This window comes from Streptomyces yamdrokensis (genome assembly GCF_053890455.1).
Window position 1 is genome coordinate 2,741,351 of sequence record NZ_CM132679.1, and the last position, 11,993, is coordinate 2,753,343.

Consider the following 11,993-nt stretch of genomic DNA (forward strand, 5'->3'; position numbering starts at 1 on the left):
TGACGCACGTCCCAGGGGGTAATACGCCGGGTACGCCCGCCCCGGGCTGCTTCACAATGGGAGGCATGCCGATATCCGGGACGCCCAGCCGCGCCGAACTCCTCGTCCACCTCGCCGCCACCCGTATCGCGGGGGAAGTCGCCACCCCGCGCGAGAACAACCTCTCCCATTACCGCAAGCTGGCGAACGGCGACCGCCACTACTGGCTCGGTCTGGAGCTCGGCGACCGCTGGAGCGACGAGCAGGACGTGCTCGCGGTGATGGCGGAGCGGGTCGGTGTCAGCGACGACGCCGAGCACCGGTACGGCCAGGACACCATCGATCCCGAGCTGACCGTGGCCGGCCTGGAGCGGATGGCGGGGCGGCTGCGCAAGGCGGCCGACGGGCAGCAGCGGGTGCTGTTCGCCACCGGTCACCCCGGCGGGCTGCTCGACGTGCACCGGGCCACGGCCGCCGCGCTGCGCGCCGCCGGCTGCGAGATCGTGGTGATCCCTCAGGGGCTGGCCACGGACGAGGGCTACGTGATGCAGTTCGCGGACGTGGCGGTGCTGGAGCACGGTGCCACGCTGTGGCACACGCACTCCGGTGAGCCGATGAAGGCCGTTCTCACCGCCCTGGAGCGCGAGGGCCGCCCGCTGCCGGACCTGGTGGTCGCCGACCACGGCTGGGCGGGCTACGCGGGGCAGCACGGCGTCGACTCCGTCGGCTACGCGGACTGCAACGACCCGGCGCTGTTCCTGGCCGAGGCGGAGGGCACCGTCCAGGTGACGGTCCCCCTCGACGACCACGTGGTCAGCCCCCGCCACTACGACCCGATGACGGCGTACCTGCTGGCGGAGGCGGGACTGGACCAGGGCGTGTTCTGACAAGGGCGTCGTCCGCCCGGAGGGCGGGGCCCGCGGCGTTCGGTGCGGTGCGTCGCAGGGCGGGGGGGGGCCGTCCGCGTACCGGGCCCGCGGACGGCCCCGACAACGCGGTGAGGTGCCGTGCCGGGCGTCGCGGGCCGGACGGGACTTTCGAAACACACCTCAGGGCGCCGGTGGGGCCTCCTCGCGGGGGACGCGGACCAGGCCCTCCTGGATGACCGAGACCGCGAGGCGGCCGTCCTGGGTGTAGATGCGGGCCTGGCCCAGTCCCCGGCCGCCGTGCGCGGACGGGGACTGCTGGTCGTACAGCAGCCATTCGTCGGCGCGGAACGGGCGGTGGAACCACATGGCGTGGTCGAGGGAGGCCCCGACCACGTCCCCCACCGCCCAGCCGCCGCGGCCGTGGGCGAGGAGGACCGAGTCCAGCAGCGTCATGTCGGAGACGTACGTGGCGAGGACGACGTGCAGCAGGGGTTCGTCGACCTCACCGCCCAGCTTGCCGTTGGTGCGGAACCACACCTGGGAGTGGGGGGCGCGGGGCACGCCGAAGCGGCCGTAGGGCGGCTCGTCGACGTAGCGCAGGTCCACGGCCCTGCGGGCCTCCAGGAAGCGCTCGACGACGTCGGGGGCGAGATGCCCGTAGTCGCGCAGCCGCGCCTCGGAGGTGGGCAGGGTGGCCGGGTCGGGTGCGGACGGCATCGGCTCCTGGTGTTCCAGGCCCTCCTCGTGCGTCTGGAAGGACGCCGAGAGGTGGAAGACCGGCTTGCCGTGCTGGACCGCGACGACGCGGCGGGTGGTGAAGGAGCGGCCGTCGCGGATCCGGTCGACGGTGTAGACGATCGGCGCGCCGGCGTCGCCGGGGCGCAGGAAGTACGCGTGCAGCGAGTGGGCGGGCCGGTCCGCGGGGACGGTCCGCCCGGCGGCGACCAGCGCCTGCGCGGCGACCTGCCCGCCGAAGACGCGGGGGACGACGGCGAAGCGGGACTGGCCGCGGAAGATGTTCTCCTCGATCTGCTCGAGGTCGAGCAGATCGAGGAGTTCCTGTAGTGCCTGGCTCATGGGGTCAGTTGTACCGGTACTTGTAGAGGCCAGGGATGTCGGTGGCCTTACAGGCCCATGTCCTTGGCGATGATCGTCTTCATGATCTCGCTGGTGCCGCCGTAGATGCGGTTGACGCGGTTGTCCGCGTACAGGCGGGCGATCGGGTACTCGTTCATGTAGCCGTAGCCGCCGTGCAGCTGGAGGCAGCGGTCGATGACGCGGTGCGCGACCTCGGTGCAGAACAGCTTGGCGGAGGCGGCCTCGGCGGGGGTGAGTTCGCCCGCGTCGAGGGCCTCGGTGGCGCGGTCGGCGACGGCCTCGGCGGCGTCCACCTCGGCCTGGCAGGCGGCCAGCTCGAACTTGGTGTTCTGGAAGTGGGCGACCGGCTTGCCGAAGACGGTGCGCTCCTGCACGTAGCTCTTGGCGAACCGGACGGCGGCCTTGGCCTGCGCGTAGGCGCCGAAGGCGATGCCCCAGCGCTCGGAGGCCAGGTTGTGGCCGAGGTAGGAGAAGCCCTTGTTCTCCTCGCCGAGGAGGTCCTCGACGGGGACCTTGACGTCGACGAACGCCAGCTCGGCGGTGTCGGAGGTCTTCAGGCCGAGCTTGTCGAGCTTGCGGCCGACGGAGTAGCCCTCGGACTTGGTGTCGACGGCGAACAGGGAGATGCCGTGGCGGCGGTCCTCCGCCGTGGGCGCGTCGGTGCGGGCGCAGACGATCACCTTGTCGGCGTGGACGCCGCCGGTGATGAAGGTCTTGGCGCCGTTGAGGACGTAGTGCGTGCCGTCCGCACTCGGCTTGGCGGTGGTCTTCATGCCCGCGAGGTCGGAGCCGGTGCCCGGCTCGGTCATCGCGATGGCCCACATCTCCTCGCCGGTGGCGAACTTGGGCAGGTAGCGCTTCTTCTGCTCGTCGGTGGCGAGCATCTTGATGTAGGGCAGGGCGAGCAGCACGTGCACGCCGGAGCCGCCGAACTGCACGCCCGCGCGAGCGGTCTCCTCGTAGAGGACGGCCTCGAACTTGTGGCTGTCCAGGCCCGCGCCGCCGAACTCCTCGGGCACGTTGATCCCGAAGATGCCCAGCTCACCGAGCTTGTAGTAGAAGTCGCGGGGCGCCTGGCCCGCCGCGAACCACTCGTCGTAGACCGGGACGACCTCGGCCTCGATGAAGTCGCGGATGGTCTCCCGGAAAGCCTCGTGGTCCTCGTTGAACACCGTACGGCGCACGCCGCCACCCTTCCTCGCGCCTAAACCGGCGCCGCTCTCGCGTACGTGGTTGCTCGCCGTGGGGGTTCCTCGATCAGCGGTTGCGACCCCACGCGGCTAAGCGCTTGCTCAGGTTCTCAACCGTACCGGCGGGTAGCCGAAGTCGTCCAGACCGCCGGCCGCGTAACGCTCGTCACGTGCGCCGACGTCAGGCCGTGCCCGCCGCGGCGAAGGCGCCGCGGGCCATCCGGTGCAGGAGGGCCGCCGTCGTGGCGCGGCCGGGCAGGGAGCCGGGCCGGGTGAGGTGCGGGGTGGAGTTGAGCAGCCCGAACACGGAGTGCACGGCCGAGCGGGCGGCGGCCTCGGTCAGGTCCGGGTAGAGCGCGCGCACCACCTCGACCCACAGCTCGACGTACTGCCGCTGCAGCTGCCGCACCAGCTTGCGGTCGGTGTCCCGGAGGCGGTCCAGCTCACGGTCGTGCAGGGTGATGAGGGGCCGGTCGTCGAGCGCGAAGTCGATGTGGCCCTCGATCAGCGAGTCCAGGACCCCCTCGGGAGCCGCCCCGTCGACCTCCTTCAGCCGCTGCTTCGCGCCGGTGAGCAGCTGACCGCTGATCCCCACGAGAAGCTCCGAGAGCATCGCGTCCTTGCCCGCGAAGTGCCGGTACAGACCGGGTCCGCTGATGCCGACCGCGGCACCTATCTCATCGACCCCGACTCCGTGGAAGCCGCGCTCGGCGAACAGCCGCGCGGCCTCCTTGAGGATCTGCTCGCGGCGGGTCGGGGCGTCGGTTCTGGTGGCCATGAGAACGATTCTAGACAGCGGGGTTAGCGCTCGTTAACCTGAGCGAAACCGTTAACGCTCATTAACCAGTGAGGGGACCGGCAGATGGACGAGGCACCGGAGCTTCACAGCGCGGCCGATCCCGCGTCGGAGTCCTTTCGGGCCAACGAGGAGGCGCACCGCGCGCTCGTCGAGGAGCTGCGCGCCAAGCTGGCGGCGGCCGCCCTCGGCGGCGGTGAGCGGGCGCGGGCCCGGCACACCGCGCGGGGCAAACTGCTGCCGCGCGAGCGGGTGGACACCCTCCTCGACCCCGGTTCGCCGTTCCTGGAGCTGGCCCCGCTGGCGGCCGACGGGATGTACGAGGGGCAGGCCCCGGCGGCCGGGGTGATCGCCGGGATCGGGCGGGTGGCGGGGCGCGAGTGCGTGGTCGTCGCCAACGACGCGACCGTCAAGGGCGGCACGTACTACCCGATGACGGTGAAGAAGCACCTGCGCGCGCAGGAGGTGGCCCTGGACAACCGGCTGCCCTGCGTCTACCTGGTGGACTCCGGCGGCGCCTTCCTGCCGATGCAGGACGAGGTGTTCCCGGACCGGGACCACTTCGGGCGGATCTTCTACAACCAGGCCCGGATGTCCGGTGCCGGCATCCCGCAGATCGCGGCGGTGCTGGGCTCGTGCACGGCGGGCGGGGCCTACGTCCCGGCGATGAGCGACGAGGCGGTGATCGTCCGCGGCCAGGGCACCATCTTCCTCGGCGGCCCGCCCCTGGTGAAGGCGGCCACCGGCGAGGTGGTCACGGCGGAGGAGCTGGGCGGCGGCGAGGTCCACGCGCGGGTGTCGGGCGTCACCGACCATCTCGCCGAGGACGACGCGCACGCGCTCGGGATCGTGCGGAACATCGTCGCGACGCTCCCCTCGCGCGGTCCGCTGCCCTGGCGGGTCGAGCAGGCCGTCGAGCCCAAGGTGGACCCCCGGTCGCTGTACGGCGCGGTCCCGGTCGACTCCCGTACGCCGTACGACGTGCGGGAGGTCGTCGCGCGCGTGGTGGACGGTTCGCGGTTCGCCGAGTTCAAGGCGGAGTTCGGGCAGACCCTGGTGACCGGCTTCGCCCGGATCCACGGCCATCCGGTGGGGATCGTCGCCAACAACGGCATCCTGTTCTCCGAGTCGGCCCAGAAGGGCGCCCACTTCATCGAGCTGTGCGACCAGCGCGGGATCCCGCTGGTCTTCCTGCAGAACATCTCCGGCTTCATGGTCGGCAGGGACTACGAGGCCGGCGGCATCGCCAAGCACGGCGCCAAGATGGTGACGGCGGTCGCGTGCACGCGGGTGCCGAAGCTGACGGTGGTGGTCGGCGGTTCGTACGGTGCGGGCAACTACTCGATGTGCGGCAGGGCGTACTCGCCCCGCTTCCTGTGGATGTGGCCGGGCGCCAAGATCTCGGTCATGGGCGGCGAGCAGGCCGCCTCGGTGCTGGCGACGGTCAAGCGGGACCAGCTCCGGGCGCGCGGCGAGGAGTGGCCGGCCGAGGACGAGGACGCGTTCAAGGCGCCGGTCCGCGCCCAGTACGAGCGGCAGGGGAACGCCTACTACGCGACGGCCCGCCTGTGGGACGACGGAGTGATCGACCCGCTGGAGACCCGGCAGGTCCTGGGCCTGGCCCTGACCGCGTGCGCCAACGCGCCACTGGGCGACCCCCAGTTCGGCGTCTTCCGGATGTGAGGGACGGACGACTGTGACAGATCGAGCGATGTTCGAAACAGTTCTGGTGGCCAACCGGGGCGAGATCGCCGTCCGGATCATCCGCACCCTGCGGTCGATGGGCGTGCGCTCGGTGGCCGTCTTCTCCGACGCGGACGCCGACGCCCGGCACGTCCGCGAGGCGGACACGGCGGTACGGATCGGGCCGGCGCCCGCCGCGGAGAGCTACCTGTCGGTGGAGCGGCTGCTGGCGGCCGCCGCCCGCACCGGCGCCCAGGCGGTGCACCCCGGGTACGGCTTCCTCGCCGAGAACGCGGGGTTCGCGCGGGCGTGCGGGGAGGCGGGGCTGGTGTTCGTCGGGCCCCCGGCGGACGCGATCTCCCTGATGGGCGACAAGATCCGCGCGAAGGAGACGGTGCAGGCGGCCGGGGTCCCGGTCGTCCCCGGCTCCAGCGGCAGCGGCCTGACGGACGAGCAGCTCGCCGACGCCGCCCACGGGATCGGCGTACCGGTGCTGCTGAAGCCGTCGGCGGGCGGCGGCGGCAAGGGCATGCGGCTGGTGCGGGACGCGGCGGCGCTGCCCGACGAGATCGCCGCCGCCCGCCGCGAGGCCCGCGCCTCCTTCGGCGACGACACGCTCCTCGTCGAGCGGTGGATCGACCGCCCCCGGCACATCGAGATCCAGGTGCTGGCCGACGGCCACGGCAATGTCGTACACCTCGGTGAGCGCGAGTGCTCGCTCCAGCGCCGGCACCAGAAGATCATCGAGGAGGCGCCCAGTGTGCTCCTCGACGAGGAGACCCGGGCCGCGATGGGCGAGGCGGCGGTCCAGGCGGCCCGCTCCTGCGGCTACCGGGGTGCGGGCACGGTGGAGTTCATCGTCCCCGGCGGTGACCCGTCGTCGTACTGCTTCATGGAGATGAACACCCGCCTCCAGGTGGAGCACCCGGTCACCGAGCTGATCACGGGTCTCGACCTGGTGGAGTGGCAGCTGCGGGTGGCGGCGGGCGAGCGGCTCGGCTTCACGCAGGAGGACGTCAGGCTCACCGGCCACGCCGTCGAGGCCCGCGTCTGCGCCGAAGACCCCTCACGGGGCTTCCTCCCCTCCGGCGGCACGGTGCTGAAGCTGCGCGAACCCCGGGGCGACGGCGTCCGCACCGACTCCGGGCTGAGCGAGGGCACGGAGGTCGGCAGCCTGTACGACCCCATGCTGTCCAAGGTGATCGCGTACGGTCCCGACCGCGCGAGTGCGCTGCGCAGGCTCCGGGCGGCGCTCGCGGAGACGGTGACGCTGGGCGTGCAGACCAACGCCGGGTTCCTGCGGCGGCTGCTCGCGCACCCGGCAGTGGTGAGCGGTGACCTGGACACGGGGCTGGTGGAGCGGGAGGCACAGGGCCTGGTCGCCGCCGACGTCCCCGAAGAGGTGTACGAGGCCGCGGCGGCCGTACGCCTGGACGCACTGCGGCCGCGCGCCGAGGGCTGGACGGACCCGTTCTCGGTACCGAGCGGCTGGCGCCTGGGGGGCACGCCGAAGCCGGTCGCGTTCCACCTGCGCGTGCCGGGGCTCGAACCCGTGACCCACAGAGCCCGCGGCGCCCACACCGTCACCGACGACCTGGTGTCGGTGACGCCGGACGGCGTCCGCCACACCTTCCACCGCGCCGCCGACTGGCTCGGCCGGGACGGCGACGCCTGGCACGTGCGCGACCACGACCCGGTCGCCGCCTCCCTGACCGGCGCCGGCCGGGCGGGCGCCGACTCGCTGACCGCGCCGATGCCCGGCACGGTGACGGTGGTGAAGGTCGCCGTCGGCGACGAGGTGGGCGCGGGCCAGAGCCTGCTGGTGGTGGAGGCGATGAAGATGGAGCACGTCATCTCCGCCCCGCACGCCGGCACGGTCACCGAACTGGACGTGGCCCCAGGGACGACGGTCGCCATGGACCAGGTGCTGGCGGTCATCGCCCCCGCGGCCGCGGAGGAGGAGACGGCGTGAACGCCATGGAACCGGGCCTGCCCATGACCGTACCGGCGAAGGGCCTGCCCGCGCGGGTGCGGATCCACGAGGTCGGCGCGCGCGACGGACTGCAGAACGAGAAGGCGACCGTGCCGACGGCCGTCAAGGCGGAGTTCATCCGCCGCCTGGCCGGCACGGGCCTGACCACGATCGAGGCGACGAGCTTCGTCCACCCCGAGTGGGTCCCCCGGTTGGCGGACGCCGAGGACCTGTACCCGGCGGTGTCCGGCCTGCCGGTGTCGCTGCCGGTCCTGGTGCCCAACGAACGCGGCCTGGAGCGCGCGCTGGCGCTCGGCGCCCGGCGGGTGGCGGTCTTCGCCAGCGCCACGGAGTCCTTCGCCAAGGCCAACCTCAACCGCACGGTGGACGAGGCGCTGGCGATGTTCGAGCCGGTGGTGACCCGGGCGAAGGGCGAGGGCGTCCACGTCCGCGGCTACCTGTCGATGTGCTTCGGCGACCCCTGGGAGGGCGCGGTACCCCTCCCCCGGGTGGTGAGGGTCTGCAGGGCCCTGCTCGACATGGGCTGCGACGAGCTGAGCCTGGGCGACACCATCGGGGTGGCGACCCCGGGCCATGTGACCGCCCTGCTCACCGCGCTCACCGACGCGGGCGTGCCCGTGAGCGCGCTGGGCGTGCACTTCCACGACACCTACGGCCAGGCCCTGTCCAACACGCTGGCCGCGCTCCAGCAGGGCGTCACCACGGTCGACGCCTCCGCCGGCGGACTGGGCGGCTGCCCGTACGCGAAGTCCGCCACCGGCAACCTCGCCACCGAAGACCTCGTGTGGATGCTGCGCGGACTCGGCATCGACACCGGAGTCGACCTCGGCCGTCTCGTCGCCACAAGCGTCTGGATGGCCGCCCACCTGGGCCGACCCAGCCCGTCCCGTACCGTCCGAGCCCTCTCCCACCAGGAGCAGTGAACGACCATGGACCACAAGCTCTCCTCCGAACTGGAAGAACTCCGCCGTACGGTCGAGGAGTTCGCGCACGACGTCGTGGCGCCGAAGATCGGTGACTTCTACGAGCGGCACGAGTTCCCGTACGAGATCGTCCGCGAGATGGGCCGCATGGGCCTGTTCGGCCTGCCGTTCCCGGAGGAGTACGGCGGGATGGGCGGCGACTACTTCGCGCTGGGAGTGGCTCTGGAGGAACTGGCCCGGGTGGACTCGTCGGTGGCGATCACCCTGGAGGCCGGTGTCTCACTGGGCGCGATGCCGCTGCACCTCTTCGGCACCGAGGAGCAGAAGCGCGAGTGGCTGCCCCGTCTGTGCTCCGGCGAGATCCTGGGCGCGTTCGGTCTGACGGAGCCGGACGGGGGCAGTGACGCGGGCGCGACCCGCACCACGGCCCGGCTGGACGAGACGACGGGCGAGTGGGTGATCAACGGCACGAAGTGCTTCATCACCAACTCGGGCACGGACATCACGGGCCTGGTCACGGTGACGGCGGTCACCGGCCGGGGGCCGGAGGGCAGGCCGCTGATCTCGGCGGTCATCGTCCCGACGGGCACCCCGGGCTTCACCGTGGCGGCACCGTACTCGAAGGTCGGCTGGAACGCCTCGGACACACGGGAGCTGTCCTTCCAGGACGTCCGCGTCCCGGCGGCGAACCTGCTGGGCGAACAGGGCCGGGGCTACGCCCAGTTCCTGCGCATCCTCGACGAGGGACGGATCGCCATCGCGGCGCTGGGCACGGGGCTGGCGCAGGGCTGTGTGGACGAGTCGGTGAAGTACGCGAAGGAGCGGCACGCGTTCGGCCGGCCGATCGGCGCCAACCAGGCCATCCAGTTCAAGATCGCCGACATGGAGATGAAGGCCCACACCTCCCGCCTGGCCTGGCGCGACGCGGCGAGCCGCCTGGTGGCCGGCGAGCCCTTCAAGAAGGAGGCGGCGCTGGCCAAGCTGTACTCGTCCACGGTCGCGGTGGACAACGCCCGTGACGCCACCCAGATCCACGGCGGCTACGGCTTCATGAACGAGTACCCGGTGGCCCGCATGTGGCGCGACTCCAAGATCCTGGAGATCGGCGAGGGCACGAGCGAGGTCCAGCGCATGCTGATCGCGCGGGAGCTGGGGCTGCCGACGGGCTGACGGGCGCGGCGGACGCAACGGGCCGGCGGAGGACCGACGGCTCGGGAGGCGGGAGGCCCGTGCCCCGGCCCTCCCGCTCGCCCCACACCGCGGGCGCCGTCGCTGTTCCGGGAGGAGGGGAACACCGGGCCCCCTGGACACGCCATGAGGTTAGGCTAACCTAAACCATGCCTCGGATCCGAGGCGCCGCAAGCCTGCACCCACGGCTCCGTACGCACGAAAGCAGACCCACCCATGTCGAACGCCAGAACCGCCCGCTTCTCCCGTCGCGGCATCCTCGCCGCCGGTGGCGCCCTCGGACTCGGTGCCGTACTCGTCGCCTGCGGGGGCGAGGAGACGAAAAGCGGCGGCTCCGACTCGTCTGCGGCGGCGGACAAGGGGTCCGGCCCCTGGTCCTTCAAGGACGACCGCGGTACGACGGTGAAGCTGGACAAGGTGCCCGCGAACATCGTCGCGTTCACCGGTGTCGCCGCGGCCCTCCACGACTACGGCGTCGAGGTCAAGGGTGTCTTCGGCCCGACGAAGACCAAGGACGGCAAGGCCGACGTCCAGGCCGGCGACATGGACATCAGCAAGGTGACCATCCTCGGCAACGTCTGGGACCAGTTCAACGTCGAGAAGTACGCGACCCTCGCTCCCGACGTCCTGCTCACCACGACCTTCGACGACGCGGGCACCCTCTGGTACGTCCCCGAGACGTCCAAGGACAAGATCGCCAAGCTCGCGCCGAGCGTCGCCGTCTCCGTCTACGACCGCCAGCTGACCGCGTCGCTGGAGCGCATGTGGGAGCTGGCCGAGTCGCTGGGCGGCGACATGAAGGCCGCGAAGGCCACCGACGCGAAGAAGCGCTTCGAGGAGGCCTCGGAGCGGCTGCGCCAGGCGGCGAAGGCCAACCCCGACATCAAGGTGATGGCCGGTTCGGCCAGTGCGGAGCTGTTCTACGTCTCCGGCACGAACCTCTCGGTCGACCTGGAGTACTACAAGGCCCTCGGCGTGAACTTCGTCGAGCCGACGGAGAAGGCCAAGGAGCCCACCGGCGGCTGGTTCGAGAGCCTGAGCTGGGAGAACGTCGACAAGCACAAGGCCGACCTCATCATCATGGACGACCGCACCTCGGCCATGCAGCCCGCCGACATCACCGAGGCGACCTGGAAGAAGCTGCCCGCGGTCGAGGCCGGTCAGGTCATCGGGCGTTCCGCCGAGCCGATCCTGTCCTACGACAAGTGCGTGCCGCAGATCGAGGCCCTCGCCGAGGCCATCGAGAAGGCCAAGAAGGTCAGCTGACCCGTCACCCGGGTCCTCCCGTCCGCCCCGTCACCGGAGCCGTACGTGACCACAGCCGTAGCCGCCCCGTTCCGCTTCTTCTCCCTCCAGGTCGCCGGAACGAGGCGGCTCGGTCCGTCCCTGGTCCGGGTCACCTTCACCGGGATCGATCTGCACGCGTTCCGGTCCGACGGACTGGACCAGTCCCTGACACTGTTCCTGCCGCATCCGGGGCAGGACGAGCCGGTCGTACCGGTCGAGCTCGGTGACGGGTGGTGGCAGGGCTGGCGCGAACTCCCCGACGACGTCCGCGCGGTGATGCGCTCGTACACCCTGCGGAACCTGCGTACGGACGCCGTGGGCAGCACCACCGGGATCGACATCGACTTCGTGCTGCACGGCGTCGGCCCGGGGGCCGGCGAGGCGGTGGCCGGTCCGGCCTCCCGCTGGGCCGCCCGTGCCGCCGCCGGTGACCGGGTACTGCTGCTCGGGCCGGCGATCGCCGACAACCGGGCGATCCGTTACCGGCCGCCGAAGGACACGGATCTCGTCCTGCTGTGGGCCGACGAGACCGCGCTGCCGGCGGCCGCAGCCGTCCTCGCCTCGCTCCCCGCCGGCCTGCGGGTACGGGCCTGGCTGGAGGTGCCGCTCGCCGGCGACATCCAGGACCTGGCGACCGACGCCGACGCCTGGATCACCTGGTTCGTACGGGACGGAGGCGGCGGTGCCCGGGCCCTCCAGGGCTCCCCCATGGCCCTGGACGGCCTGCGCGACGGCAGCCTCCGCGCCCCCGGCGCCGGACTCCCGCCCGCCGAGCGGCCGTACGTGTGGCTCTCGGGCGAGTCCGGCTGCGTGAAGCAGTTGCGGCGGTACTTCGTCGGCGAGTGCGGTCTCGACCGCCGCCGTGCCACCTTCGTCGGGTACTGGCGCCGCGGCCTGACGGAGGAACAGCTGCGCGAAGAGCGTTAGGGCCTGTCCGGCCGGCCCCCGTTCCACACCTCGTGGCGCAGTGACGACGGTCACGGTGAT

10 protein-coding genes are annotated in these 11,993 nt (G+C 71.9%); 7 read left to right on the forward strand and 3 right to left on the reverse strand.

The window, feature by feature from the left end:
- Positions 1 to 65 precede the first annotated feature (65 nt).
- On the forward strand, positions 66 to 866 hold the full coding sequence (locus tag ACWZEH_RS11750; protein WP_456198020.1) for a phosphatase: 801 nt from the start codon (positions 66 to 68) through the stop codon (positions 864 to 866).
- A 162-nt stretch (positions 867 to 1,028) separates the two neighbouring features.
- Here the strand turns inward: ACWZEH_RS11750 and ACWZEH_RS11755 are convergent, their stop codons facing one another.
- From ACWZEH_RS11755 to ACWZEH_RS11765, 3 genes are all read right to left on the reverse strand, one after another.
- Positions 1,029 to 1,925, reverse strand: coding sequence for an acyl-CoA thioesterase (locus tag ACWZEH_RS11755; RefSeq protein WP_456198021.1), 897 nt, complete (start codon positions 1,923 to 1,925; stop codon positions 1,029 to 1,031).
- 47 nt (positions 1,926 to 1,972) lie between these two features.
- Positions 1,973 to 3,130 (reverse strand): acyl-CoA dehydrogenase family protein, encoded by a 1,158-nt coding sequence (locus ACWZEH_RS11760; RefSeq protein ID WP_456198022.1) that lies wholly within the window; start codon positions 3,128 to 3,130, stop codon positions 1,973 to 1,975.
- A gap of 187 nt (positions 3,131 to 3,317) precedes the next feature.
- A complete protein-coding gene (locus ACWZEH_RS11765; protein WP_456198023.1) occupies positions 3,318 to 3,914 on the reverse strand; it encodes an SACE_7040 family transcriptional regulator in 597 nt (198 codons plus the stop codon).
- A gap of 84 nt (positions 3,915 to 3,998) precedes the next feature.
- Between ACWZEH_RS11765 and ACWZEH_RS11770 the strand changes: the two genes are divergently transcribed.
- The 6 genes from ACWZEH_RS11770 to ACWZEH_RS11795 all read left to right on the forward strand — a co-directional run bounded on the left by ACWZEH_RS11770 (position 3,999) and on the right by ACWZEH_RS11795 (position 11,933).
- Positions 3,999 to 5,615, forward strand: a complete 1,617-nt coding sequence (locus ACWZEH_RS11770) for a carboxyl transferase domain-containing protein (protein ID WP_456198024.1) — start codon at positions 3,999 to 4,001, stop codon at positions 5,613 to 5,615.
- 28 nt (positions 5,616 to 5,643) lie between these two features.
- Positions 5,644 to 7,587, forward strand: a complete 1,944-nt coding sequence (locus ACWZEH_RS11775; RefSeq protein ID WP_456198025.1) for an acetyl/propionyl/methylcrotonyl-CoA carboxylase subunit alpha — start codon at positions 5,644 to 5,646, stop codon at positions 7,585 to 7,587.
- The gene (locus ACWZEH_RS11780; protein ID WP_456198026.1) at positions 7,584 to 8,531 is read left to right on the forward strand and encodes a hydroxymethylglutaryl-CoA lyase; all 948 of its coding nucleotides are present in this window, start codon (positions 7,584 to 7,586) and stop codon (positions 8,529 to 8,531) included. The genes ACWZEH_RS11775 and ACWZEH_RS11780 overlap by 4 nt, the downstream gene beginning before the upstream one ends.
- A 6-nt stretch (positions 8,532 to 8,537) precedes the next feature.
- Positions 8,538 to 9,701, forward strand: a complete 1,164-nt coding sequence (locus ACWZEH_RS11785) for an acyl-CoA dehydrogenase family protein (RefSeq protein WP_456198027.1) — start codon at positions 8,538 to 8,540, stop codon at positions 9,699 to 9,701.
- 234 nt (positions 9,702 to 9,935) lie between these two features.
- Entirely contained in the window at positions 9,936 to 10,985 is a 1,050-nt protein-coding gene (locus tag ACWZEH_RS11790) for an ABC transporter substrate-binding protein (protein ID WP_456198028.1), read from the forward strand.
- A 45-nt stretch (positions 10,986 to 11,030) separates the two neighbouring features.
- Positions 11,031 to 11,933, forward strand: a complete 903-nt coding sequence (locus tag ACWZEH_RS11795; protein ID WP_456198029.1) for a siderophore-interacting protein — start codon at positions 11,031 to 11,033, stop codon at positions 11,931 to 11,933.
- Positions 11,934 to 11,993: the final 60 nt, after the last annotated feature.